Source organism: Tropicimonas isoalkanivorans, assembly GCF_900112335.1.
In the GTDB taxonomy this organism is placed as follows: Bacteria; Pseudomonadota; Alphaproteobacteria; order Rhodobacterales; family Rhodobacteraceae; genus Tropicimonas; species Tropicimonas isoalkanivorans.
Map to the genome: position 1 here is coordinate 159,186 of NZ_FOLG01000005.1, position 25,728 is coordinate 184,913.

At 65.5% G+C, this 25,728-nt stretch carries 30 protein-coding genes; 13 read left to right on the plus strand and 17 right to left on the minus strand.

Features of this window, described 5'->3' with window-relative positions:
* Nucleotides 1–21 precede the first annotated feature (21 nt).
* The 6 genes from BM075_RS10985 (at nucleotide 22) to BM075_RS11010 (ending at nucleotide 5,930) form a co-directional block, all read left to right on the plus strand.
* Nucleotides 22–744 carry a transporter substrate-binding domain-containing protein gene (locus BM075_RS10985; RefSeq protein ID WP_093360724.1) on the plus strand — a complete coding sequence of 241 codons (723 nt, stop codon included), beginning with the start codon at nucleotides 22–24 and terminating at the stop codon, nucleotides 742–744.
* 43 nt (nucleotides 745–787) lie between these two features.
* On the plus strand, nucleotides 788–1,666 hold the full coding sequence (locus BM075_RS10990; protein WP_093360725.1) for an ABC transporter permease: 879 nt from the start codon (nucleotides 788–790) through the stop codon (nucleotides 1,664–1,666).
* The gene (locus BM075_RS10995) at nucleotides 1,663–2,502 is read left to right on the plus strand and encodes an ABC transporter permease (RefSeq protein ID WP_093360726.1); all 840 of its coding nucleotides are present in this window, start codon (nucleotides 1,663–1,665) and stop codon (nucleotides 2,500–2,502) included. Before BM075_RS10990 ends, BM075_RS10995 begins: the two co-directional genes overlap by 4 nt.
* A gap of 45 nt (nucleotides 2,503–2,547) precedes the next feature.
* The gene (locus BM075_RS11000; RefSeq protein WP_093360727.1) at nucleotides 2,548–3,882 is read left to right on the plus strand and encodes a glutamine synthetase family protein; all 1,335 of its coding nucleotides are present in this window, start codon (nucleotides 2,548–2,550) and stop codon (nucleotides 3,880–3,882) included.
* A gap of 43 nt (nucleotides 3,883–3,925) precedes the next feature.
* Nucleotides 3,926–4,603 (plus strand): type 1 glutamine amidotransferase, encoded by a 678-nt coding sequence (locus tag BM075_RS11005; protein ID WP_093360728.1) that lies wholly within the window; start codon nucleotides 3,926–3,928, stop codon nucleotides 4,601–4,603.
* Nucleotides 4,604–4,727: 124 nt separating this feature from the next.
* Complete coding sequence (locus tag BM075_RS11010) at nucleotides 4,728–5,930, plus strand: DegT/DnrJ/EryC1/StrS family aminotransferase (protein WP_093360729.1); 1,203 nt, start codon at nucleotides 4,728–4,730, stop codon at nucleotides 5,928–5,930.
* Between the two features lie 5 nt (nucleotides 5,931–5,935).
* Here BM075_RS11010 and BM075_RS11015 read toward each other — a convergent pair whose 3' ends face one another.
* The 4 genes from BM075_RS11015 to phaC form a co-directional block, all read right to left on the minus strand.
* On the minus strand, nucleotides 5,936–6,904 hold the full coding sequence (locus BM075_RS11015; protein ID WP_093360730.1) for a LysR family transcriptional regulator: 969 nt from the start codon (nucleotides 6,902–6,904) through the stop codon (nucleotides 5,936–5,938).
* Nucleotides 6,905–6,973: 69 nt separating this feature from the next.
* Nucleotides 6,974–7,522: a polyhydroxyalkanoate synthesis repressor PhaR gene (gene phaR / locus BM075_RS11020; RefSeq protein ID WP_093360731.1), complete on the minus strand. Its 549-nt coding sequence runs from the start codon at nucleotides 7,520–7,522 to the stop codon at nucleotides 6,974–6,976.
* A gap of 178 nt (nucleotides 7,523–7,700) precedes the next feature.
* On the minus strand, nucleotides 7,701–8,150 hold the full coding sequence (locus tag BM075_RS11025) for a phasin, PhaP (protein ID WP_093360732.1): 450 nt from the start codon (nucleotides 8,148–8,150) through the stop codon (nucleotides 7,701–7,703).
* A 149-nt stretch (nucleotides 8,151–8,299) separates the two neighbouring features.
* Entirely contained in the window at nucleotides 8,300–10,099 is a 1,800-nt protein-coding gene (gene phaC, locus BM075_RS11030) for a class I poly(R)-hydroxyalkanoic acid synthase (protein WP_093360733.1), read from the minus strand.
* A 115-nt stretch (nucleotides 10,100–10,214) separates the two neighbouring features.
* On the opposite strand from phaC, the gene phaZ reads away from it, so the two are divergent.
* Entirely contained in the window at nucleotides 10,215–11,498 is a 1,284-nt protein-coding gene (phaZ, locus tag BM075_RS11035; RefSeq protein ID WP_093360734.1) for a polyhydroxyalkanoate depolymerase, read from the plus strand.
* Nucleotides 11,499–11,545: 47 nt separating this feature from the next.
* Here phaZ and BM075_RS11040 read toward each other — a convergent pair whose 3' ends face one another.
* Nucleotides 11,546–12,547: an SLAC1 anion channel family protein gene (locus BM075_RS11040; protein WP_093360735.1), complete on the minus strand. Its 1,002-nt coding sequence runs from the start codon at nucleotides 12,545–12,547 to the stop codon at nucleotides 11,546–11,548.
* Between the two features lie 281 nt (nucleotides 12,548–12,828).
* On the opposite strand from BM075_RS11040, the gene BM075_RS11045 reads away from it, so the two are divergent.
* Together BM075_RS11045 and BM075_RS11050 are read left to right on the plus strand one after the other, a co-directional pair.
* Complete coding sequence (locus tag BM075_RS11045; RefSeq protein ID WP_093360817.1) at nucleotides 12,829–13,269, plus strand: Rrf2 family transcriptional regulator; 441 nt, start codon at nucleotides 12,829–12,831, stop codon at nucleotides 13,267–13,269.
* 85 nt (nucleotides 13,270–13,354) lie between these two features.
* Nucleotides 13,355–14,113: a YbaY family lipoprotein gene (locus BM075_RS11050; protein ID WP_093360736.1), complete on the plus strand. Its 759-nt coding sequence runs from the start codon at nucleotides 13,355–13,357 to the stop codon at nucleotides 14,111–14,113.
* On the opposite strand, the gene BM075_RS11055 is transcribed toward BM075_RS11050, so the two are convergent.
* From BM075_RS11055 to BM075_RS11090, 8 genes are all read right to left on the minus strand, one after another.
* Nucleotides 14,104–14,820, minus strand: a complete 717-nt coding sequence (locus BM075_RS11055) for an HAD-IA family hydrolase (protein ID WP_093360737.1) — start codon at nucleotides 14,818–14,820, stop codon at nucleotides 14,104–14,106. The genes BM075_RS11050 and BM075_RS11055 overlap by 10 nt on opposite strands.
* A complete protein-coding gene (gene gph / locus BM075_RS11060; RefSeq protein WP_093360738.1) occupies nucleotides 14,817–15,485 on the minus strand; it encodes a phosphoglycolate phosphatase in 669 nt (222 codons plus the stop codon). Before gph ends, BM075_RS11055 begins: the two co-directional genes overlap by 4 nt.
* Nucleotides 15,482–16,036 (minus strand): thioredoxin family protein, encoded by a 555-nt coding sequence (locus BM075_RS11065; protein WP_093360739.1) that lies wholly within the window; start codon nucleotides 16,034–16,036, stop codon nucleotides 15,482–15,484. The genes gph and BM075_RS11065 overlap by 4 nt, the downstream gene beginning before the upstream one ends.
* A 68-nt stretch (nucleotides 16,037–16,104) precedes the next feature.
* The gene (locus tag BM075_RS11070; protein WP_093360740.1) at nucleotides 16,105–17,028 is read right to left on the minus strand and encodes an MBL fold metallo-hydrolase; all 924 of its coding nucleotides are present in this window, start codon (nucleotides 17,026–17,028) and stop codon (nucleotides 16,105–16,107) included.
* A gap of 105 nt (nucleotides 17,029–17,133) precedes the next feature.
* Nucleotides 17,134–17,469, minus strand: a complete 336-nt coding sequence (locus tag BM075_RS11075; RefSeq protein WP_093360741.1) for a response regulator — start codon at nucleotides 17,467–17,469, stop codon at nucleotides 17,134–17,136.
* A 128-nt stretch (nucleotides 17,470–17,597) separates the two neighbouring features.
* On the minus strand, nucleotides 17,598–18,296 hold the full coding sequence (gene rpe / locus BM075_RS11080; RefSeq protein WP_093360818.1) for a ribulose-phosphate 3-epimerase: 699 nt from the start codon (nucleotides 18,294–18,296) through the stop codon (nucleotides 17,598–17,600).
* Nucleotides 18,297–18,401: 105 nt separating this feature from the next.
* Entirely contained in the window at nucleotides 18,402–19,403 is a 1,002-nt protein-coding gene (gene gap / locus BM075_RS11085; protein ID WP_093360742.1) for a type I glyceraldehyde-3-phosphate dehydrogenase, read from the minus strand.
* 722 nt (nucleotides 19,404–20,125) lie between these two features.
* A complete protein-coding gene (locus tag BM075_RS11090) occupies nucleotides 20,126–20,476 on the minus strand; it encodes a phasin family protein (protein ID WP_093360743.1) in 351 nt (116 codons plus the stop codon).
* Nucleotides 20,477–20,702: 226 nt separating this feature from the next.
* On the opposite strand from BM075_RS11090, the gene BM075_RS11095 reads away from it, so the two are divergent.
* On the plus strand, nucleotides 20,703–21,329 hold the full coding sequence (locus BM075_RS11095; protein WP_093360744.1) for a 50S ribosomal protein L25/general stress protein Ctc: 627 nt from the start codon (nucleotides 20,703–20,705) through the stop codon (nucleotides 21,327–21,329).
* Between the two features lie 117 nt (nucleotides 21,330–21,446).
* Here the strand turns inward: BM075_RS11095 and BM075_RS11100 are convergent, their stop codons facing one another.
* From BM075_RS11100 to hmuQ, 4 genes are all read right to left on the minus strand, one after another.
* Nucleotides 21,447–21,686, minus strand: coding sequence for a thioredoxin family protein (locus BM075_RS11100; RefSeq protein ID WP_093360745.1), 240 nt, complete (start codon nucleotides 21,684–21,686; stop codon nucleotides 21,447–21,449).
* A gap of 12 nt (nucleotides 21,687–21,698) precedes the next feature.
* Entirely contained in the window at nucleotides 21,699–22,760 is a 1,062-nt protein-coding gene (locus BM075_RS11105; RefSeq protein WP_093360746.1) for a permease, read from the minus strand.
* Entirely contained in the window at nucleotides 22,757–23,047 is a 291-nt protein-coding gene (locus BM075_RS11110) for an ArsR/SmtB family transcription factor (RefSeq protein WP_093360747.1), read from the minus strand. The genes BM075_RS11105 and BM075_RS11110 overlap by 4 nt, the downstream gene beginning before the upstream one ends.
* Before the next feature lie 128 nt (nucleotides 23,048–23,175).
* A complete protein-coding gene (hmuQ, locus tag BM075_RS11115; protein WP_093360748.1) occupies nucleotides 23,176–23,487 on the minus strand; it encodes a heme-degrading protein HmuQ in 312 nt (103 codons plus the stop codon).
* Nucleotides 23,488–23,592: 105 nt separating this feature from the next.
* On the opposite strand from hmuQ, the gene pth reads away from it, so the two are divergent.
* The 3 genes from pth to BM075_RS11130 all read left to right on the plus strand — a co-directional run bounded on the left by pth (nucleotide 23,593) and on the right by BM075_RS11130 (nucleotide 25,720).
* On the plus strand, nucleotides 23,593–24,273 hold the full coding sequence (gene pth, locus BM075_RS11120) for an aminoacyl-tRNA hydrolase (protein WP_093360749.1): 681 nt from the start codon (nucleotides 23,593–23,595) through the stop codon (nucleotides 24,271–24,273).
* Nucleotides 24,274–24,359: 86 nt separating this feature from the next.
* Complete coding sequence (locus BM075_RS11125; protein ID WP_093360819.1) at nucleotides 24,360–24,743, plus strand: DUF2237 family protein; 384 nt, start codon at nucleotides 24,360–24,362, stop codon at nucleotides 24,741–24,743.
* A 92-nt stretch (nucleotides 24,744–24,835) separates the two neighbouring features.
* A complete protein-coding gene (locus BM075_RS11130) occupies nucleotides 24,836–25,720 on the plus strand; it encodes a mechanosensitive ion channel family protein (RefSeq protein WP_245758819.1) in 885 nt (294 codons plus the stop codon).
* Nucleotides 25,721–25,728 lie beyond the last annotated feature (8 nt).

Genomic DNA, 25,728 nt, shown 5'->3' on the forward strand with positions numbered 1-25,728 from the left:
AGTCAACCGGGAGTTCACCAAATGAAGAGACTGATCCTTTCCACCGCCGCCTTGGCACTTACCACCGGGTTCGCGATGGCGCAGGATGTGGTGCGTATGGGCACCGAGGGCGCCTACCCTCCGTACAACTTCATCAACGACAGCGGCGAGGTCGACGGCTTCGAGCGCGAAGTGGGCGACGAGCTGTGCAAGCGGGCCGAACTGACCTGCGAGTGGGTGACCAACGACTGGGATTCCATCATCCCCAACCTGACCTCGGGCAACTACGACACGATCATCGCCGGCATGTCGATCACCGACGAGCGCGACCAGGTGATCGACTTCACGCAGCCCTACTTCCCGCCGGATCCCTCGATCTACGTGGCCGCGTCCGAGGACGTCGATCTTGAGGGCGGCGTGGTCGCCGCGCAAACCGGCACCATTCAGGCCAGCCACGTCGCCTCGACCGGCGCGACACTTGTGGAATTCGCCACGCCCGACGAAACCGTCGCCGCCGTCCGCAACGGCGAAGTCGATGCGGCTCTGGCCGACAAGGGCTTTCTCCTGCCGATCGCGAACGCCGAGTCGGATCTCTACGTCGTCTCCGACGACGTCTACCTGGGCGACGGCATCGGCGTCGGCGTGCGGGAGAGCGATGCCGAGCTGAAGGAAAAGCTCGACGCGGCCATCACCTCCATGAAGGAAGACGGCTCGCTCAACACGCTGATCGAGAAATGGTTCGAAGGCATGAAGGGCCCGTACTGATCCATGATATTGCGCGGCCCCTCGCGGGCCGCGCGCTACTCAGATGTTCGCGTCCTGCGCCGATCCCTCATCGCTTGAAGGCCTCGCCTGGCTTGCCTGTTACCTGACCAACGGCAAGCACTTGCTGTTCTATGGCTCGTTTGGAACGGTGCTGCTTTTGCTGGCGGTCACAGCGCCTGTCTCGCTCGCCTTCGGCTTCGCAGGGGCCATGGCCTCCCGGTCCCGGTTTCTGCCGCTCGCCTGGGCCGGCAAGATCTATACCTCGGTCGTGCGCGGCGTGCCGGATATCGTCTTCTTCCTGTTCTTCGTGATTGCGCTCGACCAGGGCATAGAGTGGCTGCGGCACCAGGCGCTCTGCCCTGGCTGGACGGAGCCGGTGCGGCAGGGCAGCGACTTCATCGTCTGCCCCGAAGCCAAGATGCCCCTCTCGACCGCGCCGCAGACGGTGCATGAGATCTACAATTTCAGCCTCGCCGTCGTCACCTTCGCCATCGTCTTCGGCGCCTTCGCGGCGAACGTGCTCTACGGCGCAATGAACGCCGTGCCGCGGGCGCAGCTCGAGACCGCCCACGCCTACGGCATGAACGACCGGCAGACCTTCTGGCGGATCCTGGTGCCGCAGATGTGGGTCTATGCGCTGCCGGGTCTCGGCAACCTCTGGATGATCCTCATCAAGGCCACGCCGCTGCTGTTCCTCCTCGGCGTGCGCGACATCGTCTACTGGGCGCGAGAGCTCGGCGGGTCAAAGACGGCCATCTACGCCTACCCCCACCCGGACTGGCGGCTCTACTACTTCCTGTTCCTGCTGGTCTTCTACCTCGCCTTCACGCGGGTCTCGGAGATCGTTTTCGAACGGCTCAGCCGCAAGCTCTCCCACGGGCAGGCCACCGCGGCCGGCGAAGCACAAAGGCGCCAGGCATGAGCTGCTGGGAAACTTTCAGCGCCTACGCCTTCCGTTCCCTCGGCATCGGCGAGCGGCTCCTGCCCAAGGCGGACATTACGCTCTGCGAGCAGGTGGTGCTCATCGGCTCCGGGCTGATCTGGAACATCTACTTTGCGGCCTTCGCGCTCCTGCTGGGCTTCTTCCTCGCAACCGCCCTCGCGGTGGCCAAGGACACGCCCTCGCCGTGGGTGCGCAAGCCCGCGGAGTGGTTCATCTTCCTCTTCCGCGGCTCGCCGCTCTTCATCCAGTTCTTCCTCGCCTACGAGGCCTTCGTCCTGCTGCCCAAGGCGGGGATCGAGTTCACCCTCTTCGGCATCGAGTTTGGCGCCACGACCCGCTGGCTCACCCGCGCTTGGCTAGGCGCGACGATCGTGCTGTTCCTGAACACCGCCGCCTATACGGGCGAGATCTTCTATGGCGCGCTCCGCTCTATCCCCAAGGGCGATCTGGAGGCGGCGGACGCCTACGGCCTGACGGGCTGGCACAAGTTCCGCCGCGTCGTCTGGCCCACCATGCTCCGCCTCGCGTGGCCGGCCTATACCAACGAGGCGATCTTTCTGTTTCACGCCACGACGCTGGTGTTCTTTTCCGGCTTTCCGGCTTGGAAACAGATGGGCGACGCGCTCTACTATGCGAATTATTTCGCGGACGCGACGTTCAACCCCTTCATCCCCTACCCGATCGTGGCAGGCTTCTTCGTGTGCATGACGCTCGTGATCATTTCCCTGTTCGGGGCGATCAACAAGCGCCTCAACCGGCACCTGCCACAGGCCCGGCGCAGGAAGATCGCCTTGCGCCTGAACCTGATCCGGTAGCGTGATCCTTTCTCGGAGACGACAGTGATACGCGACCAACTGCTCATGAAGAATTGGCTTCGGAAGAATCCGAACGTCACCGCGATCCGCGTGGCGGCAGCGGACCTGAACGGCCAGCCGCGCGGCAAACGGGTGCCCGTGCGCTTCGCCGACAAGGTGATCGAGGGCGGCACGCGCTTCCCCATGTCCGTGCTGAACCTCGACATCTGGGGCGAAGACATCGACGACAGCCCGCTCGTTCTGGCCACCGGCGACCGCGACGGCGTTCTGGAGCCGACCGAACGCGGGTTCATGCCGATGCCATGGCTGGACACCCCGACCGGCCTGCTGCCGATCTGGATGTTCCACGAGGACGGCCGCCCCTACGACGGCGACCCCCGGCACGCGCTGGCCAGCGTGGTCGCCCGCTATGCCGAACGCGGGCTGACCCCCGTGGTCGCCGTCGAACTGGAGTTCTTCCTGATCGACGACAGCGGCAAGCAACTCCGCGTTCCGGCCTCTCCGCGCACCGGCAAGCGGCGGATGATGGGCGAGATCCTGTCGTTGCGTGCGCTCGACGTCTTCGACCGGTTCTTCACCGAGCTTTATGACGCCTGCGAAGCGATGGACATTCCGGCCGACACCGCCATTTCGGAATCCGGCATCGGGCAGTTCGAGATCAACCTGATCCACCAGGAGGACGCCCTGCGCGCCGCCGACGACGCGTGGCTCTTCAAGATGCTGGTGAAGGGGCTCGCCCGCCGCCACGGCTTCGCCGCGAGCTTCATGGCCAAGCCTTACGACGATTACGCGGGGTCCGGCCTGCACATGCACTTCTCCGTGCTGGACAAGAACGGCGCCAACATCTTCGACGACGGCACTGACCGGGGCAGCAACCTTTTGTTGCACGCCGTGGATGGCTGCCTGAAGGCGATGCCGGGCAGCACGCTCGTCTTTGCTCCGCACGCGAACAGCTACGAACGGATGGTGCCGGGCGCCCACGCCCCCACGGGCATCGGTTGGGCCTACGAGAACCGCACCGTCGCCGTGCGCGTCCCGAGCGGCGATCACCGGGCGCGCCGGATCGAGCATCGGCTCTCGGGCGGGGACGTGAACCCTTACCTGACCATCGCGGCAGTTCTGGGCGCCGCGCTCAACGGGATCGAGGACGGCCAGATGCCGCCGAAGCCGATCACCGGCAACGCCTACACGCTGGATCTCCCGAAGATCCCGACGGATTGGAAAAGCGCCATCGACGCCTTCGAAAGCTGCGAAGAGACGGCGCGGATCTTTGCGCCGGACCTCATTCGCAACTATGTCATGACGAAGCGACAGGAATTGCACTACATGGCGGAGACCTCCAAGGAAGAGCAGACGGACCTTTACCTGGACACCGTCTGAGCGCCCCAAACCACACCCGCCAATTCGGAGACCGACGACCGCAATGCAGATCGGCATTCTTCAAACCGGCCACGCCCCCGACGAGCTTCAACCGGAGCACGGCGACTACAACGACATGTTCGAGCGCCTGCTGGACGGGCACGGTTTCACCTTCCGGACCTGGCGCGTGGTCGACGGCGACCTGCCCGAAGCCGTGACGCAGGCGGACGGCTGGCTCATTACCGGCTCCCGCTTCGGTGCCTACGAAGACCACCCCTGGATACCGCCACTGGAGGCGTTCATCCGGGCGGTCCACGCGGACGGCCGCCCGATGGTGGGCATCTGCTTTGGGCACCAGATCATCGCCAAGGCACTCGGCGGCAAGGTGGAGAAGTTCGAAGGCGGCTGGTCCGTCGGGCGGCAGACCTACACGATCGAGGGCCAGGACATGGCGTTGAACGCCTGGCACCAGGACCAGGTGACCGAGCCGCCCGCCGGCGCGACCACGGTCGGCTCGTCGGATTTCTGCCGCCATGCCGCGTTGGCCTACGGCGACAGTATCTTCACCGTGCAGCCGCACCCGGAGTTCGATTCCGCGATGATCGAAGGCCTGATCGAGGCCCGCGGCCGCGCCGTCCCGCCGGAGCGTGTGGACGCAGCGATGCAGTCGCTCTCCATGCCCAACTCCAGTGGAGAGATGGCCGCGCGCCTCGCCAGCGTGCTCCTCAAGGCATCCCGCTAAACAAACCCGCACGTCAGAACTGAACCGCGACCGGCGCGCCTCCGCGCGTCGCGTCGTTTTTTCTTTCGCATAATCTGAAAGCCGCCTACATATTTTCTGAAAGTCGAACAGAAAAGGCCGCACGATGCCCAAGGCGCCCGCCCCCAATGTCTACGACGCAGAACCGATCCCCGAGGCCGCCCGGGCCGAGATCGACCGGCTGATGCAATCGGGCGATCTGTTCCGCTACACCGCCCCCGAAGACGCCCCTGTCAGCCTGCTGGAACGCGAATTCGCCGCGATGATGGGCACCCGCTACGCGCTTGCCGTCTCTTCATGTTCGGCCGCGCTGTTCCTGTCGCTGAAGGCCTTGAGGTTGCCGCGCGGGGCGAAGGTGCTGATCCCCGCCTTCACCTTCGCCGCCGTTCCCTCCGCCGTCGTCCATGCGGACTGCCAGCCAGTCCTCGTCGAGGTCGGCCCGAACTACCGCGTGGACATGGCGGATTTCGAGGCCAAGCTGACCGACGACATCGGCGCCGTCCTCATCAGCCACATGCGCGGCCACACCTCGGACATGGACGCCATCATGGCCCTGGCCGACGCGCGCGGTATTCCGGTGATCGAGGACGCGGCGCATTCGCTCGGCACCCTGTGGAACGGGCAAAAGATCGGCACCATCGGGCGGGCGGGGTGCTTTTCCTTCCAGTCCTACAAGCTGGTGAACGCGGGCGAAGGCGGCATCCTGATTTCGGACGACGCCGACCTGATGGCCCAGGCGATCATCATGTCCGGGGCCTATGAGCACAATTGGAAGAAGCACGACGTTCTGGCCGACGCCGTGGCGCGCTGGCAGAACCGCCTGCCGCTCTACAACCTGCGGCTACAAAACCTGTCCGCCGCCGTGATCCGGCCGCAACTCGCCGAGGTGCCCCGTCGCGTGGCCGACGGACGGGCGAACCACGATTGCGTCGCCGCCCAACTCAATGCCTCGCCCTGGCTGGACGTGCCGCCGCCGTTGCCGCAGGAGCAGCGGGCGCCGGACTCGATCCAGTTCAACCTAATGGGCATGACCGACGCGCAAGTGACCGCCTTTGCCGACGCCGCGCAGGCTGGCGGGGTGAAGGTGCAGGTCTTCGGGATGAGCGCCGACAACGCGCGCGCCTTCTGGAACTGGCAGTTCATCGAAGGCGGCGTGCCGGACCTGCCGAAGACACGGGCGATGCTGATGCGAGCCTGCGACGTGCGCCTGCCCGCCCGGTTGCGGCAGGCGGACCTCGATTTCGTGGCCGGCGTCCTGCTGGGCGCCGCCGAAGAGGTCGCGACCGACGCCCGCGCCTACGGAACCTAGCGCCTCTAGAGGACCCGCAGCTCCCCGGCCAGCCAGGGAAGGTGGGCGAATGCCGGCTCCACGATCATCTCCTGCAGCAGCGGCTTCAGCCGGTCCACGATCAACCCGGGCATCTCCTGCAGCGCTTCGGCGCGCGTGGTGAGGTGGATGCGGCGCGACAGGGGCGCCATCGGCAGGGGAAGCACGTCCACCTCCTCCCGGAACCGCCCCGCCCGCAGGTAGCCGAGCGGCGTGAGGATGGTCCAACCGGCCCCCGAGGCCACCATCGCCATGATCGCATGATAGGAATCGAGCTCGAACCGATGGCTGAGCGCCACGCGGTGATGCGCCAGATGGGCCGCGATCTGCCGGCCCATGAGGTGCCTCTGGGTGTACTGGATCAGCGGCAGTTCCTGCAGCCCGTCCAGCCCCTGCGCGCCGGCGCCGCGTGGTGCCGCGGCCACGTAAGGCTCCTCTAGAAGCGGGTGCACCTGCATCCACTCCGCGGCGCCTTCGATCTCCGCCGCGACCACGACATCCAGCGCGTCGCTCTCCAACTGGTCCAGCAGTCGGTGGCTCGGGCCGGTCTCCAGCAGGAACTTGCAGTGGGTGAGGGTGCCCGCGATGTCCGACAGCAGGCGCGGCGTCACGTCAGCCTCGAAGTCCTCGATCATGCCGAGGCGCAGGTCGGTCATCCCGCTCAGATCGCCCGACAGCAATTCCGCGCGCGCCTGCATGGCTTCGTTCCAGATCCGCTGCGCCCTGCGGCGGAACATGTTTCCTGCCGGGGTCAGGCGTGCCGGTCGGCGCGTGCGGTCGATGAGCTGGCGCCCCAGCGCCGCTTCGAGGTTGGTGAGTTGCTGGCTGACCCCCGACGGGCTCGCCCCCAGCCGCCGCGCCGCCGCGGAGACCGATCCCTCCTCCGCCATCGCCAGGAACACCTCGATGCCCCAGAGCGTCACGCGGCCGGCGCTGTCGGTCTGACGTAGGATCATGCCCCTGTCCCTGCCGGCTCGGCGTCGGATCGCATGCGGCGGACGGTCAGCACCGCCGCCGGCGCCCCGTCACTTGTTCATGCGCGCAAGCTTGTCCTGAAGGTTCGCGAGCTGGCTCTTGATCTCTTCAAGTTCCTGCTTGCCATCGCCAAAGTCCGGCTCCGGCCCGGTTCCGGGCCAGCCCCCAATTCCCCCGGTCATGGCCTTCATAAAGGCGGCCTGCTGGGCCTTCATCGCCTCAAACCCCGGCATCGAGGACATCGGGTTCATCTTTTCCATGTTTTCCAGCATCTTCGACTGCCCGTTCTGGAGCATCTCGAAGGACATGGCCAGGAACTGCGGAACGACCGATGTGGCGGAGGTGGAGTAGCTGCGCACCAGGTCCGTCAACACGTTGATCGGCAAAACGCTTTCGCCCTTGCTCTCGTGTTCGGCAATGATCTGCAGGAGGTACTGCCGGGTCAGATCGTCCCCCGATTTCAGGTCGACGATCTTGACCTCGCGGCCGGCGCGAATGAACCCCGCGATATCTTCAAGGGTGACGTAATCGCTTGTCTCGGTGTTGTAGAGACGCCTGCTGGCGTAGCGCTTGATCAGCAGCTTCGTTTCTTCGGCCACGCAGAAACCTCCCTGTTGCGGTGCAGAAAAGCGTAGACGAGGCGAATTCAAAAGAAAAGGGCGGGCTCGCAGAAGCAAGCCCGCCCAACAGTCCACGCCGTTTAGGGAGGAGGACAACGGCGCAGAACCGGTTACACCAACCCCACTCGCTACTCACACGCTGGCAAATTGCCCCTCGTTACTTCGCGGTGCTGGTCGCTTTCTTGGCGGCCGCGGTCGCGTCGGAAGTGGCTTTCTTGACGGCAGCGGTGGCGTCTTCGGAGAAGTCCTTGCCGGCCGCCAGCATCAGCTCGACAGTTTCCATCTGGACTTTCTTGGCAACCTCGGCAAAGGCGGCCATGGTTTCGGCGGTCATCTCGGCTTGCGCGGAGGCGTAGTCGGTGACGGCTTTCTGGTAGTCGGCCGGCTCTTCTTTCAGCTTGGTGACTTCGGCAAGCTTGGATAGCGTGTCCTTCGTCCACTTGGACGAAATCTCCGTCGACTTCTCGGCCGCCTCGATGGCAACCTTCGAAAGCTTCTCACCGAGCGCCGCCTGCGTTTTGAAGGCGTCCTGGATGGCGGAACCGTCCACGGGGAACGCGGACATCATGTCTTGCATCATCTTGGTCAGGTCGTCGGTCTTGGTCATTTTACATTCCCTCTTCGTGTAGCCCGGCACATCGGGGCGTCGTGAATTTCTATGGCAGAGATATACATGCTGCACCGCAGCATTTCAAGTATTTTTCTGCACTGCAGAAAAAGCCCGAAAGTGCAGGACCTTACGTCAACGTAAGCGACTCAGAGGCTCATTTCGGGCTTCACGTAGCTGCCCGGAGCGGGTGCGAGCGGGGGGTGTTTTGCGTCGCCGGGCTGGCGTGCCGGCACCTGTGCGCCAGACCGCCGCTTCAGCCATTCGTCCCAACGCGGCCACCAGGATCCCTCGTGAAAATCCGCCCCTTCGCGCCAGTCCTCGGGCGTAAGCTTCACGTTGTCGTTGGTGTAGTGGCCGTACTTCTTCTTGGCGGGCGGATTGACGATTCCCGCAATATGTCCGGATTGCGAGAGGATGAACGTCTTCTGCCGCGACCCCATCTTCTGAATTCCGCGGTAGGAGGATTTCCACGCCGCAATATGGTCGGTCTCGCAGGCAATCGCGCAAATCGGAACGTCCACGTCCCTGACCGACAGAACCTCGCCACAGGTCTCAAACCCCGGCCCGCCCGCGAATTCGTCGGACTGGCACAGCCCGCGCAGGTATTCCACCGCCATGCGCGCCGGCAGGTTGGTGCTGTCCCCGTTCCAATAGAGCAGGTCGAAAGCCGGGGGCGCTTCGCCCATCATGTAGCTGCGAATTGCCGGCGCATAGATCAGGTCGTTGCTGCGCAGGAACGAGAAGGTGCGCGTCATGAAGAAACTGTCGAGATAGCCAGACCGCGCCACCTCCTCCTCGATCCCGTCCACGAAATCGTCCGACAGGAACACGCCCACCTCGCCCTGATCGGAAAAGTCCACGAGCGTGGTGAAGAACGTGGCAGAGCGGACCGACGTGTCGCCCCGTTTCTTCATCAGCGCCAGCGTCAGCGACAGTGTCGTGCCGGCGATGCAGTAGCCGACCGTGTTCACCTTGTCCTCGCCGCAGATCTGCTTGACCTGCTCGATCGCCGTCAGGAACCCCTCCTCGATGTAGGTATCGAGCCCCGCATCGGCATAGGACGCGTCCGGATTGACCCAGGAGACGACGAACAGCGTGTAGCCCTGCTCCACGATCCACTTGATCATGGAGTTCCGGGCGGACAGGTCGAGAATGTAGAACTTGTTGATCCACGGCGGGAAGATCAGCAGCGGCGTCCGGTGGACCGTCTCCGTCGCCGGGGCATACTGGATCAGCTCGAACATGCGGTTGCGGAACACCACCTCGCCCGGCGTCGTGGCGAGGTTGCCACCCACCCGGAACGCGTCCTTGTCCGTCAGCGTCACCACAAGGTCGCCGCCGTGCTCCTCGAGATCCCGGACCAGGTTCTCCAGCCCGTCCACGAGGGACTGCCCCTCCGTCTCCACCGCCTTTTTCAAAGCCTCGGGATTGGTCGCGAGGTAATTGGCCGGGCTCATCATGTCGACGATCTGGCGGGAGAAGTATTCGAGTCGCTTCTTGTCTTTGGGCGCAAGGAAATCGAGGTCCGCCACCGCCTTTTCGATCGCGTCGCTGGTCAGCAGGTATTGCTGTTTGATGTAATTGAAATACGGATGCGTCTGCCACAGCTCCCCCGCGAAACGGCGGTCCTTTGGCGTCTTGTCCTCCGGCGGCTGGAGCTTGCCGGTGGTCAGCATGTGCTGGGCTTCGATGTAATGCTTGAGCGTCTTGCCCCAGTACCCGATCTGATGCTCGAACACCTTCGAGGGATTCTTCATCAGTTCCGACACATAGGCCGAGGCCGCCTTCATGTAGAGGTCGTGGCCGGGCCCCTGCAATGCCGGATCGATCTGGCGTTGCCGCGACAGGGCGGCGACCAGCCTTTGCGACAGAGACTCGATTTTCGCCAGGTTTGCGGCAAGCACATCCGGCTCCAGCGCATCAGGTTTATCATGATCGGTTGTCATGGAGGGGCCTTTTACTTTACTTTCGCCGAAATGAATACAATTTGACGTTTAACACGGGCAAAGCGAACTTTTGATCCGATTCGTTCTGTAGCCCGCTTGGAGGAGACTTGGTTAAATGAAGTACATGGTGACGTACGACCTCATGGAGAGCCTCCGAATTACGAATGAATGGCTCGGGTCCACGGCCAAGGCAGTGTGTTCCTATCCATCCTTCGGGCTCACGGTGAACCCGCTTTTCCAGATGACCGCCGCCTGGGGCGAGGTTACCGAACGAAGCTTCCGCCGCATGGTCGCAAAACCTGACTGGAACATCAATTCCGTCGTCGGGGTCGATGGCCGCGATCACCTGGTGGACGTCGTAACCGAGATCAAGAAACCCTTCGGCGACCTGATCCACTTCCAGGTCCAGGGCCGCCCCGAACAGCCGCGCAAGGTGCTGCTCGTCGCGCCGATGTCCGGCCACTATGCCACGCTCCTGCGCTCCACCGTGATCTCGCTCTTGCCCGACTGCGAGATCTACATCACGGACTGGCACAACGCGCGTGACATTCCGGTCTCCGCCGGCAAGTTCGACATCGAGGACTACACCCTCTATCTCGTTGAATTCATGCGCCATATGGGTCCGGACACGCACGTGATCGCGGTGTGCCAGCCGGCCCCCATCGCGCTCGTCGCGACCGCCTATCTCGCGGCACAGGACCCGGCCGCCCAGCCCAACTCGCTGACGCTGATCGGCGGCCCGATCGACCCCGGCGCGGCACCGACCGAGGTGACCGATTTCGGCCGGACCGTCACCATGGGCCAACTGGAGCGGCACGTCCTCCAGCGCGTCGGCTTCAAGCACGCCGGCGCCGGCCGCATGGTCTATCCGGGGCTCCAGCAGCTCGCCTCCTTCATGGCGATGAACTCCGAAATCCACGCCACCGCCTTCTTCGACCAGATCGTCCGCGTGGCCCGCAACGAGGCGGGAGAATTCGACCGCCACAACCGCTTCTACGACGAATACCTCGCGGTCATGGACATGACGGCGGAATTCTATCTCTCCACCGTCGAGCGGGTCTTCAAGAAACGCGAGATCGCGCGGGACGTGTTCGAGGTAAACGGCGAACGGGTGCATATCGGTGCGATCACCGACGTCGCCGTGAAGACCGTCGAGGGTGCGAAGGACGATATCTCCGCACCGGGCCAGTGCGTCGCCGCGCTCGACCTGCTGACCGGCCTCGACCCGAGCAAGAAGGCCAGCCACCTGGAGCCGGACGCGGGCCACTATGGCATTTTCGCCGGCAAGTCCTGGCGCAACAACATCCGGCCTCTGGTGCTGGAGTTCATCGACGCCAACATGACCCACGAGCGGCGGCGGATGAAGTTCGCAGATATCAAGACGCTGCACGCCCGCTGAGAACGTCGGGACGGCCCCTGTGCCGTCCCCCCTATCGCGACGGGCCGTCACTCCGGCGCGCAAATCTCCTTCCGCCGGATCGCGCCAGCGGTGCGCATCACCAGCGCCACCATGATCGCCAACAGCACCACGTAGAGGGCCCACCCAAGCACGAGGTGCATCGCCGATCCGGTCAGGCTCGCGAAACGGAACGTGGCGAGGGTCAGCGCCGCCGTCGGGAAGCTCAGCGCCCACCAGCTCAGGGCAAAGGGACTTTTCCGGATCTTCGGGGCCTGCACGATGACGATGGCCGCGAAGACGTACCCCAGGTTCACCAAAATCCGCGCCGTGGCATCGACCTGCCCACCGTTAAGTTGAAGCCATGCCAGAAACCCGACCGCAGGCGGCGCGATCAGGATGGCGAGGGTCGGCAGCAATTTCCCCGGCAACGGATCGTGGAAGATCAGGCGGTTCATGACCAGCGTGAGCAGTACCAACCAGAACAGAAGCCCCGCGCAGAAGAACAGCCAAGACACCTCCACGAAGCCGAACGTGACCCCGGCCACCGGGGCGACCACATTGCCGACTGCCGGGATGAACCACGCGGGCGATATGTGCATCGGCTGAAACGGCCGGTGCCCGATCCAGCCGGAGACGACCGCCAGCATCAGTACGGCCTGCAAAGCCGCCCCGAAGACCCAGATCACCCGCCCCACGCCGGGCAACACATGCGCCAGGGCCGTGGCGATCAGCAGCATCGAAATGGAAATCGCCGGGAAGAAGGCCTTCTTTACCGGATGCATCCATTCCGCGATGAAATTGGCCTTGTACCGCCGGTGTTTCAGTCCGAATGCCACCGAAATCAGAGCGAAAGCGGCGACGGTGACTGCGAGAAAGACATTGGAAAGCACCGGCCACACGCCCAGGTTCTGCTCGGCCAGTCTGGTGGCCAGCGTCAGGCCGGCCAGTCCCATGACCACCGCGTAGAAGGTGACCGGAAATTGTGCGAGGCGCGCGGTCACCTCGCCCGTTGGCACATCCCGGATACTCGGCAGGACTGACTCAGGCATCGTCTCTGTCCCTTTCTGGCTCGCGTCACGGGCGGCAGGTCCGCGATTTCGCGGTGATTTGATACATACACTTTCCTGAATGTGATATCCATACAAAGCTGTCCGACCAGCCCCCCGGACAATTTCACTCGGATTTCTGCGCCGCCTCGGCCATACATCTTCCCATTGGCACATTCCGGATGCATTTTACGCCGAATTCGCGTCCCGAACGTGACCTAGATCAAGGCCCAGAGTGCAATTTCCCGCCAAGCTCCCGGGCATTCGAAAGGATGGGCACCGATATGCGTTTGACCGTACGCACCAATCTCGCCATGCGCGCACTCATGTTCTGCGCGATCAATGCGGACCGTACCGTCCGGAAGGCCGAGATCGCGGAGGCGTGCAACTCGTCGGAGAACCACCTCGGCGTCGTCATCAACATGTTGGGCCAGACCGGATTCATCGAAACGACCCGAGGCCGCAACGGCGGCGTCCGCCTGAAGGTCGCGCCGGAAGCCCTGAGCGTCGGGCAGGTGTTCCGCGTGTTCGAAGCGAACGTCCCCTTCGCGGAATGCTTCGCCGGGTCGGAAAACCACTGCCCCCTCACCGCAAGCTGCCGACTGCGCGGTCACCTGTCGGTCGCGCTGGAGGCCTTTTACAGCGCACTCGACGGCGTCACGCTGGCTGATCTGGTCCGGGACAATTCCGGCCTGCGCACCCTGCTGGAACTCGAAACCGCCTGATCGCCCGCCGCCGCGCGCGCATTCCCACGCCCCCACGCGAGCGCTCCCGTGATACCGTCCGGCCAAACAGCACCGGAGACCGATCATGAATCGCCTGTTCCTCGCCAGCCTGGCCTGTCTGCTGGCCCCGGCCGCGGTCGCCGCCCAGACGATCACCGGCAGCGTCACCTACCTCCAGCGCATGATGCTGCCCCCTGACGCCGTGGTGGAGATCGCCTTCGAGGACGTGTCGCTGGCCGATGCCCCCGCCAGAACGCTGGCGGTCTACCGCATCCCCGAGCCGCAGGCGCCCCCCTACCCCTTCGCCTTCGCTTACACGCCATCGCAGATCGACCCGGCCAACCGCTACGGCCTGCGCGCCACCGTCCGCGTCGGCGAGAAGCTCCTGATGACGACGGACACCGCCTATCCCGTCCTGACCCACGATGGCGGGACCGAGGTCGAGATGCTGCTCAAGATGGTGTCCTCGCCCGATCCCACGCCACCACCACCGGACGCCGATTTCGTCAACACGTACTGGAAACTGCTGACCCTCGCCGGCGCCCCCGTGCCGGTGGTGGAGGGCAAGCGGGAGGCGCATCTGATCCTGCACGAAGACGGCAGCTACACCGCGACCGTCGGCTGCAACATGCTGCGCGGCGGCTACGAGCTGAGCGGCGACACCGTTGCCTTCCTGGCCGGAATCACCACGCTGATGGCCTGCCCCCCGCCTCTGGATGCGCAGGAGCGGGCGCTGGTGTCCCTGCTGGAGACCGCCACGCGTCCCGCCATTTCAGGCGACGACATGACCCTGCTGGATGATGAGGGCGAGACGCTCGCGACCTTCCGCGCCGTCTATTTCTGAACGGCCGCAACCGCGCTCGCCGACGGCGGAAACCCGAACCGCGCCCAATGCACCGGCTCCAGTGACGGCACCACGGCAAGCGCGCCGGAAAAGTCCGCATCGCGCGGCCCGAAGTCGGACGGGCACACGACCACAGGAATCCCGGCAGCCCGCGCGGCGGCGAACCCGACCGGGCTGTCCTCGAAAACCAGCGCCTCCTCGGCGCGCACGTCGAGCCGCGCCAGCGCCGTCAGATACCCTTCCGGATCGGGCTTCTTGGCCGAGACGTCGCTGCCGGTAATCACCACGTCGAACATTGCCTCGGCCGGCTCCGGCAGGCACGTCCGCGCCACCTCGTCAAAGCTCGGCCGTCGCGCCGCAGTGACGATGGCGCTGAGCAGCCCTGCCTCGCGCCCCGCGGAGATCAGCGGGCCCACGCCCGCCCGCAGGGTCAGCTTGCCAGCCGAAAGGATGCGCGCGAAGTGGCTGCGCTTGCTCTGATACACCGCGTGCAGCGTTTCCAGCTCCACCCGCTCCGCTTCCGGCAGGCGGCTCTGGAAGAACGACATCCGCTCGATGCCGCCGGAAACCGTCAGCAGCAGCCGGTTCAACTCCCCGTCCCAATGCCAGGGCAGGCCCGCGTCGGCAAAGGCCGCGTTGAAGGCCCGGCGGTGGAGGTCTTCGGTCTCCGCCAACGTGCCGTCCACGTCGAAGATCAACGCCTTCATTGCGCCGCCGTCTGCCGGGCCTGTGCCTCCTTCACGATCTCCTGCAACCGGTCGAAGTGGTCGAACAGCCAGTCGTGCGGCAGGTCCTCTACCGGGGACTTGCGGTAGCCCTCGGTGTAAAGCGCGAACGGCACCCCGGCGCGCCGGGCCGTCTCCGCATCGGTCTCGCTGTCACCGACGTAGAGCGTCGCGCCGCCGCCCAGATCCTCGATCGTGCGCAGCAGCATGTCCGGCTCCGGCTTGTGGCTGTCGATCATGCCGCCGGAGATGACGGCATCGAAGACCGGTTCCATCCCCATGTGGCGCAGAACCGCCCGCGCCGGCTCCTGCGGCTTGTTGGTGCACAGGCCGAGCTTGTGGCCCGACGCCTTGAGCACCGCGAAGGCATCGACCACCCCGGGATAGAACACCGCCTTGTCGACGGCGAACTGGTACTCCGCAAGGAAATCGCCGTAGATCTTCGCATGGGCGTCCGGCGTCTCCTCGATGCCGCGCGCGGCCATCATGCGGCTGACGAGCACCTTCGCCCCCTCGCCCACGAAGCTGCGCACCTCCTCCAGCGTCAGCGGCGGCTTGCCCAGCTTTTGAAGAATGCTGGCCGAAACGGCCTGGATGTCCGGCGCGCTGTCGATCAGCGTGCCGTCGAGGTCGAAGACGATGTTCATGCGGCTTTCCATTTGATCGAGCACCCCATGGAGGGCACCTGCTCTCTCGGACCGAGCCCGGTCTCGGTCACCTGCTTCATGGCCTCGTACAGGTCCCGCCGCAAGTCGTCCGGCCCCGCCTCCCGGCGGGATGCGTCAAGACGCCCGCGATATTGCAACTCCAGATCGGAATTGAAACCGAAGAAGTCCGGCGTGCACGCGGCATCGTAGGCCCGCGCCACCGACTGGTCCTCATCCCGCAGATAGGGGAACGGCAGCCCCCATTCCTCCGCCTTCACCTTCATGTTGTCAAAGCTGTCGGCGGGATGGGACGTGGCATCGTTGGCGCAGATGGCCGCCACGCCGATCCCGAGCTCTTGCAGGTCCCTGCCGTCCCGCACGATCCGGTCGATCACCGCCAGGACGTAGGGGCAGTGGTTGCAGATGAAAATCACCAGCGTGCCCTTCGGCCCGGCGATATCGGACAGGGAATAGGTCTTTCCGTCAGTGGCGGGCAGGGAAAAATCCGGCGCTTTCCAGCCGAAATCGCAAACCGGGGGAACGGCAGCCATGGTCGGGTCTCCTGTGATCGGTCGTCCGGCAGGGCCAGCCCGGCCCCGCGCTCATCCGGGCAAGGGACTCACCCCTCGCCCTCCACGAAACGATAAAACGAACCGTCCCGCTCTGCACGCCCGAACCCGCCCGGCAGGTGGAACCCCACGAAGCGCATCTGCTCGGACGCCAACCGGTCCATCAACGCGACGCGCGTCGCAGCGGCCATGGACTCGTCCTGATCGGAGCCCGACGGCCAGTCCGGCCGGGCGAAGGCGACGTGATGGTTGGAGATCGCATCCCCGATCACCAACAGGCTCTCGTTGCCCGAGCGGATCTCAAAAGACATGTGCCCCGGCGTGTGTCCCGGCGTCATGTAAGCGGCGACGCCCGGCAGGATTTCCTCGCCGTCGCTGAAGAAGGTCATGGCGTCCTCCATCGCCTCCAGCCGCCGCTGCGCCCCGACGGCAAAGGCCGTCCGGCCAGCGCCGATGCTGTCGACCGTATTCGGGTCCATCCAGTAGTCCCGCTCCGCCTTGCCGAACAGGTGCTGGGCCTCGGAGAAAAACGGCTCGTCAAAATCGTCGAGCACGCCCCACAGGTGGTCCGGGTGCCCATGGGTGAAGACCACGTGCGTCACATCCTCCGGTGCCAGTCCGGCAGCGTCGAGCGCCTCCGCAATCTTGCCCGCCGTGTCCTGGAACGTGGACCCGGCGCCGGCGTCGAACAGCACCACCATGTCGTCCTTGCGCAGAAGGGTCACGTTGCATTCCGGGGTCAGCGGCGCGTTTGGCCCAATCCCATAGGGCTCCAGCACCGCACCCAGTTCGTCCGGCGGCATGGGGGCAAAGATGAAATCGGCGGGCAGCGTAAGGTGGCCGTCGCTCAGCACCTCCACCGTCGCCTCGCCGAGGTCGATCGCCGCGCGAGACCAGCCGGCCCGCAGGCCGAACGTCCCGGCGGCGGCGACCGCCAGTGCGCCCTTCAACATGCCGCGTCGTGTCAGTTCCATCGGGTGTCCTCCCCAGTTCCCATTCGCGCCATGCTCGCATTCAAATTCGTGAATAGCAACGGCACGGAACTGCGACTTCACCCCACGCGCGATCTGCTGCCGGGGTCAGGCAACGTTGGCCCCCTCCCAGTGATGGAGTTCCGCTTCGATGATGCGGCGGGCAAAGGGAGCCATACCAGCCGGGCCCGACGCCCGGTCCTTCACATGGATACACAGGTCAGGACGGCGGGACGCGATCACGCCGATCAGATCGCCGCGGATCGTATCGTCCAGCCCCGCCCCCATGACCACGCTTCGGATGTTTGGCTCGGCCTCCAGTTGCGCGATCACCTCGTCGCGGTTGTGCGCGCCGAGCCACTGGATCGGCAGGTCCTCCAACTCCTTCGCCACATTGCGGATGACGTCCGGCAGGCGACCGACGAGAAGCACGACGGGTTTCATCTCCCCCCTCCTTTCCGTGACACACGGCGGAGCGCCGCCCTGCGCGGCGGTCCGGGGACAAGTCTACCACGATTCGCAGCACCCCCGCGCTCCCGTGCCGGATCGACGCGCGGGAACAGGGCGTCAGGTCAGGCCGATTGCAGCCCGCTCTGCGCCGCGTCCCGAATGGCCCGGATATTCTCCCCGTAGGGCGCCGGATTCTCGACCGACCCGCCCTTGAAGACCGCCGAGCCCGCCACCAGCACGTCCGCGCCCGCCTTGGCCACCAGCGGGGCCGTCTCCGGGGTGATGCCGCCGTCGACCTGGATGTGGATCGGCCGGTCGCCGATCATTTGCCGCAGCCGCCGCACCTTGTCCACCTGCGAGGCGATGAACTTCTGCCCGCCGAAGCCGGGGTTGACGGTCATCACCAGCACCATGTCCACAAGGTCCAGCAGGTACGCCACGTCCTCCAGCCCCGTCCCGGGATTGAGCGACAGCCCCGCCTTGCAGCCCGCCGCGCGAATGGCCTGCAACGTGCGGTGGATGTGCGGGCCGGCCTCCAGATGGGCGGTGATGATATCGCTGCCCGCCTCGGCGAAGGCGTCGATGTAGGGGTCCACCGGCGCGATCATCAGGTGCACGTCCATCACCGTCGACACATGCGGCCGGAACGCCTTCACCGCCGGCGGGCCGAAGGTGATGTTGGGGACGAAATGGCCGTCCATCACGTCCACATGCACCCAGTCGGCGCCCTGCGCCTCGATGGCCCGGATCTCCTGCCCGAAGTTGGCGAAATCCGCCGACAGGATCGACGGGGCGATTTTGATGGACCGGTCGAAGGCCACGGCCACCCTCCCTTCAAACAAAAAGCAGGGTGCGTGATACCACGCACCCTGCCACATTCAATCGGGCATCCTGTCCGCGGGCGTACCGGCGGACAGGGCGCCGCATCAGATGAGCTTGCCCATCGCAACGGCGGTGTCGGCCATGCGGTTGGAGAAGCCCCATTCGTTGTCGTACCAGCTCAGCACGGAGCAGAGCGTGCCGTCCATGACCTTCGTCTGGTCGAGGTGGAAGATCGACGAATGCGGGTCGTGGTTAAAGTCCGACGACACGTTCTTGTACTCAGTGTAGCCCAGAACGCCTTTCATCGGGCCGTCCGCGGCCGCCTTGACGGCTTCGTTGATCTCTTCGACCGACGTGGCGCGCTTGGCGATGAACTTCAGGTCCACGACCGACACGTTCGGCGTCGGCACGCGGATGGCGAAGCCGTCCAGCTTGCCGTTCAGGTCCGGCAGAACCAGACCCACGGCTTTCGCGGCGCCGGTGGAGGTCGGGATCATGGAGAGCGCCGCGGCGCGGGCGCGGTAGAGATCCTTGTGCAGCGTGTCGAGCGTCGGCTGGTCACCGGTGTAGGAGTGGATGGTGGTCATCATCCCCTTCTCGATGCCGATGGCGTCATTGATCGCCTTGGCGAACGGCGACAGGCAGTTCGTAGTGCAGGACGCGTTGGACACGACCAGGTCTTCGGCGGTCAGGGTGTCGTCGTTCACGCCGTAGACGATCGTCTTGTCGGCATTGGCGCCGGGGGCCGAGATCAGCACGCGCTTGGAGCCGTTCTCAAGGTGCAGCGCAGCCTTGTCGCGGGCGGTGAAGATGCCGGTGCATTCGAGCGCCACGTCCACGTCGCCCCAGGGCAGTTCCTTGGGGTCGCGCAGGGCGGTCACCTTGATCGGGCCACGGCCGACGTCGATGGAGTCTTCGGTGGTTTTCACCTCTCCCGGGAAACGTCCGTGCACCGAGTCGAACCGGATGAGGTGCGCGTTGGTCTCGACCGGACCCAGGTCGTTGATCGCCACGACTTCGATATCGTCACGCCCGTTCTCGACGATCGCGCGGAGAACGTTGCGTCCGATACGGCCGAAACCATTGATGGCTACTTTGACTGTCATGGTCAGTTCCTCATTTCACAAATGTGACATTGCGGCAGCGACGACAGGTTCGGCCGGAATGCCGGAATGCGGGTGAAGTTTCCGCGCCGTTGCGCGGTCCCCACGCGTGGTCATACTCATTGAGACCGCTTTGTCACCCGGCAATTCCGCCCACCCAGCTTGGCCGGGCCGCAACACTGGCGCCTTGTATCGCTCCCCGCACCGATTGACCATGCCCCGCCGCGTAGGACCGCTCCCGCCCGCCGCGACCGCCCCACCGGGCACACGGCAAAGAGCCCGTCGCCTCAAGGGCTTCCGGCAGGCCAATATTGCTTGGGGTTACGGGGCACGCTCAGCCGCAGCCGGCCCCTCTGCTAGCCGCATCGCCGCCCGCTGGCGCCCTGCCGCTCGCGCAAAGAAACCCCACTTGGCGGGGCAAAAGACCGCCGCGAGAGGCGGAAACGGACGGCGGTAGCGCTCGCATTGGCGTCAATCTGCCACGCCTCGGAGCGGCCGGATACGCGCGGCAAACCGGCGGGTTGCCGGTCTGCGCCCCCCGTGCGGGTGACATGGGTCTGCTCCCGCCCCATCTGAGTCGCCGTCGCCTTGGTGGAATGACCGCGCAAAAAACTGCCGCCTTGCCGGTTAGGGCAAGGCGGCAGCCAGGGCCTCGGCTCATCTTCCGGATCTGCGCGCGCGCCGCCCCTTTCGGGTCCTCCCCGGCTCGCGCACCGGTCGGTAGCTCAACTACCGTCGGACCTGCCCGTCAACTGGTCCAGCACCTCCTGGTTCAGGCGGATGAGCCTGCCCGTTTCGGCGCTGTACTGGTCGAAGGCGGTCTTGAGATACCGGCCCTGAATCTCCCTCAACTCGATCGGGTCCCGACACTGCAAGATCTCCTGCTGGGTCTCTATGTCCGCCCGTATCCTTTCACTCACGAACTGCGTCACCTCGGCGGAAATATCGGACATCGCACTCACCCATACAGGACTCATCCACGCCAGGGCGCCGCCACCGGCCAGCGGCCAGCCCTCGAACATGCCCTTGACCCACTCCGCGTCGGTCGCAGGGGAACTCTTCGCATGCGCTGTCATCTCGCGCCCTCCCCGGCCACGATTTCCAGTGCGCCTGTCCCGAGCTGCTCCCGCACCATGACGCAGGGGAAATGGCCGCGCATTGATTGAAATCAATGTCCCTCCCACAGTTCGCCACCAGCCCCGATTAGACCTTTCCAAAAAGGCGAATCCCGCCTATAGGGCACGTTCGAAAACAACCTGGGCATACACCCTTGGAGGATGCCCGCAATTCAGGAGACGACCAATGGCTGGTGAGATTCCAGATCTTCACGCCACGGTGCGCACGGGGACAGGCAAGGGGGCCGCTCGTCAAGCACGCCGTGAGGGGCTTGTGCCCGGCATCGTGTATGGCGGGGGCGAAGACCCCGTGGCAATCAACCTTCCCTTCAACGCCCTGCTGAAGCGCCTCAAGGCGGGCCGCTTCCTTTCGACCCTCTTCAACATGAAGGTCGACGGAATGGACGACGTCCGCGTCATCTGCCGCAGCGTGCAGCGCGACGTGGTGAAGGACCTGCCGACCCACGTCGATTTCATGCGCCTGCGCCGGACCTCGAAGGTCAACCTCTTCATTCCCGTCGAGTTCACCGACGAGAAGGACTGCCCCGGCCTGAAGCGCGGCGGCGTGCTCACCGTGGTGCGCCCGGAAGTCGAACTGGTGGTGACCGCCGGCGACATCCCCGAAAAGGTGGAGATCTCCCTGGCCGGGCTCGAGATCAACGACCACCTGTCGATTTCGATGGCGAACCTGCCCGAAGGCAGCAAACCCACGATCGACCGCGACTTCATCATCGCATCGATCTCCGCGCCCTCCGGCCTTGCGGCCAGCAGCAGCGGCGGAGAGGACGAGGACGAGGGCTCCGAAGAGGAGTGATCGGCCCCGCGGCAGCGGCCCGGTTTCAGGGCGCGCCGCATCTCGGTTCAATTCGGCTCCGGCGATCAGGCATCGCCGGGGCCGTTTTCTTTTCTCGCCGCCCCTACGCGCCGGCGCTTACGCCGCCAGCCACCGCTCCAGCGCCGCGGCGTCCGGCAGCCCGCCGGTGTGAACCAGCGTGCCGTCCACCGCGATGCCAGGGGTAGAGACGACGCCCGCCATCGCGATCTCGGCAAGATCGGTCACCTTGGAGACGGTAACCTCCACTCCCACCCGGTCGGCCGCGTCCTTCACCATCTGCACCGTCGTCTCGCACCGCTTGCATCCCGGTCCATAGACTTTCACGTCCTTCGCCATCTGGATGTCCTTTCAGAACAGGATATTGAACAGGAACCCCACCGCCAGGATGCCGCTGCCCACGACGCCGATGAACACGCCGATCAGGCGCAACGTCAGGACCTTGCGCAGGATGATCATCTCCGGCAGCGACAGCGCGATCACCGACATCATGAAGGCCAGCGTCGTTCCGAGCGCCGCCCCCTTGCCGAGCAGCGCCTCGACGATGGGGATGACGCCCGCGGCATTGGTGTACATCGGAATGCCCAGCACCACCGCCGCCGGAACGGACCACCAGGCCTCCGCCCCCATGATCCGCACCATCAGGTCTGCCGGCACATAGCCGTGGATCAGCGCGCCAACGGCGATCCCCAGCAAGATCCAGGCCCAGACCTTGCCGACGATGTCCGTCACCGCCACCCAACCGAGGCGATAGCGGTCCGCCAGCGTGAGCGCCTCGTCCGGCGGGGCCGCCGCCGTCCCGGCGTGGATCTCCCGCACCCACGCCTGCAGCCACTCTTCAAGCCTGAGCCGCCCGATCACCCAGCCCGCGACGATCGCGATGGCGAGGCCGAAAAGCAGATAGGTCGCCGCGACCTGCCACCCGACCAGCCCGAACAGCAGCCCCAGCGCCACCTCGTTGACCATGGGCGCGGCGATCAGGAAGGAGAAGGTGACCCCGAGCGGCACGCCCGCCGAAACGAAGCCGATGAAAAGCGGCACCGCCGAGCAGGAGCAGAAGGGCGTGAGCACCCCCAGCCCCGCCGCCATGACGTTGCCCACCCCCTCCCGACGCCCGGACAGCACGGCGCGGGTCTTTTCGGGGCTGAAGAAGCTGCGCACCACCCCCATGGCAAAGACGATGCCCGTCAACAGCATCATCACCTTCGGCACGTCGTAGAGGAAGAACGCCAGCGCCTCGCCCGTGTGGCTGTGCCGGTCCAGCGGCAGCATCGCGACCAGCCATTCCGAGAGCGGCGCCAACTGCCGGTAGACGAGCCACCAGAGCGCCGCCGCAACGATCAGACCGGCGGTCCAGACCAGTCCGCCATGGGGCGGCGCCGTCGCCGGTTCGGGAGTGATATGACTGCTCATGCTGCCCTCCCTGCCCGCGCCGCTTCCGCTGCGAGCACCGCCTCCAAGATGGGGCGGGCCTCCGGGCTCATGTCGGGGTTCATCCGGTAGCGGACCCATTGGGCGTCCCGCCGATCGGTCACGAGGCCCGCGTCGCGCAGCACCGCCATGTGGCGCGACATGCGGGACTGGCTGACTCCGAGCAGCGCCATCAGCTCGCAGACGCAATGCTCCCCGCCGTCGCCAAGCACGCCAAGGGCGGCGAGTCGCGTGGGTTCGGCCAACGCCGTGAGAACCCTCAGCACCATGGGCTGCCTCATTCGCTTATGCGCCTACACGCATATACCGCAAGCTGCGCCGAAAGAAGTGCTGAATCCCCAGGGGGGGCAACCGGCGGGTGCATGGCTGTCCCCTCCGCCCGGCAAGGGGGCCGGGATCAGCCGATCGCCTGAACGGACTCGAACACCTCCAGCTCCGGCGGGCCGAGGTAGATGTCCCTCTGCGCCCCGGCCCCGGCATGGGCCTTGCGGAACGCTTCGGACGTCGTCCAGTCCATGAACGCCTGCTCGCTCTCCCACGTGGTGTGCGAGGCATAGAGGCGATAGCCGTCCTTCTCCGGCCCCTTCATCAGGTGAAACGCGACAAACCCCGGCACGCCGGGCAGGTGCGAGTCCCGCCCTGTCCAGATCTCCTCGAACGTCTCTTCGCACCCCGGCTTCACCCGGAAACGGTTCATGGTCAGGTACATCGAATTCTCCTGCTGGATGGGCGCGCCGGGGCGGGCTGGCATTGCGCGGCAGTTCACGGCATGAGAGGTACAAGGTCAACCGGATCGGAACAGGACACGCCCCCCGTGCAACTCTTCGTCGGCCTCGGAAACCCCGGCGCGCAGTACGCCCGCAACCGCCACAACATCGGCTTCATGGCCGTGGACCGCATTGCCGAGGACCACGGCTTCGCCCCGTGGCGCGGCAAGTTCCAGGGCGCCCTGTCGGAAGGCCGCCTCGGAACCGACAAGGTGCTGCTGCTGAAGCCGGAGGCATTCATGAACCGCTCCGGCCAGTCGGTGGGCGAGGCGATGCGCTTCTTCAAGCTGGAGCCGGGCGACGTCACTGTCTTTCATGACGAGCTGGACCTGGCCCCCGGCAAAGTGCGCGTCAAACAGGGCGGCGGGCACGCGGGCCACAACGGCCTGCGCTCCATCCACGCCGCCATCGGGCCGGACTACCGCCGCGTGCGGCTGGGGATCGGCCACCCGGGCCACAAGGACGCAGTATCCGGCTACGTCCTCCACGACTTCGCCAAGGCGGACGCGGACTGGCTCGACGACCTCCTGCGGGGAATCGCCGACGGCGCCCCGGCCCTGGCCGACGGCGACGGCGGCCGTTTCATGAACGCCATCGCGCTCCGCATGACGCCGCCCCGTGCGTCCCGCCCGGCAGAGGCATCCGCCGCGCCGAAGACCACCCGGGAGCCCCCGAAAGAGGACGACAAACGCTCCCCAATGCAAAGGCTCATGGACCGCTTCCGCTAGTCCCTAGCGCGCACCCCGCCCCGGGCGCCCTCGACAGTCTGCCCTGTGGGGCTATGCTGGGGGAGCTTGCAGACTGGGAGGGCGCGATGAAAATGGATGCATCCGTAAACGTGTTGGGAGGGAAACTCGCTCCCTGCTCCGGCAATCCCGTCACCGGCTACTTCCGCGACGGCGCCTGCAACACCTGCATTCAGGATCGCGGCAGCCACACAGTCTGCGCGGTCATGACGGACGAGTTCCTCGCCTACTCCAAGTACGTGGGCAACGACCTCTCGACGCCCCGGCCGGAGTTCCAGTTCCCCGGCCTCAAGGCCGGAGACCAGTGGTGCCTCTGCGCCGGCCGCTTCCTCCAGGCGCATGACGAGGGCTGCGCGCCGCAGGTGAAACTCGCGGCAACCCACCAGCGCGCCCTGGATATCGTCCCGCTGGAAGTACTCTACGAACACGCCCTGCCGGAATCTACGGGCTGACGCCTCCGCTGGTCGTACCGGGCTAAAACGCTATTTGATGGGGCGTCGGCCATGGGAACGCGCCGGCGCGAGCGCCGCGTGGGAGGATTGCCATGGACCAGATCGTGTCTGACCTGAACCCGATCGAGATCGTCCTGGCCCAGGTGCACGGGCTGGCGAAGTCCGCCATCGCCCTGTTGCCCAGCCTCGCCGCCGCAGTGTTCGTCCTTCTGCTGACGGCCCTCGTCGCCGGCGTCCTTTCCCGCATCGTCCGCGCCCTGCTGCGCCGGTCCGGCCGGCGCCCGTCGCTGGTGACGGCGGCGGCAACGCTGGCGCGACTGGGTATCTGGGTCGTCGGGCTCCTCACCGCCGCGACCATCCTCTTTCCAAATCTCACGCCGACCAAAATGCTGGCCGGCCTTGGCATCGGCTCCATCGCCGTCGGCCTCGCTTTTCAGGACATCTTCGAGAACTTTCTCGCCGGCTTCCTGATCCTTCTGCGCAAGCCGATGCGGATCGGCGACGACATCGAATGCGGCGAAGTCTCCGGCCGGGTGGAGGAAATCACCATCCGCGACAGCTTCATCCGCCAGCGGTCGGGCGAACTGCTGCTGGTGCCGAACTCGTTCCTCTACAAGAATCCCGTCAAGGTGGTGACCGACCAATCCACGCGGCGCGTCACGCTCGTGGTTGGCGTGGCCTACAGCGAGGACGTGGACGCCTCCCGCGAGGTGATCCGCGCTGCGGTCGAAGGCATCTCTACCCGCGTGACGGACAAGGAGGTGCAGGTCTTCGCCCGCGAGTTCAACAGCTCCTCGGTCGATTTCCTGGTCCGGTGGTGGTGCGACAGCGCCCCGCCGATGGAGCACCGCTCCCGCGACGAGGCCGTGGCCGCCATCAAGCGCGCGCTCGACGAGAACGACATCGAGATCCCGTTCCCCTACCGCACGCTCACCTTCAACGAGCCCATCCCGGTCGCCCTGCCGGACGCGGGCTGACGCTCCGT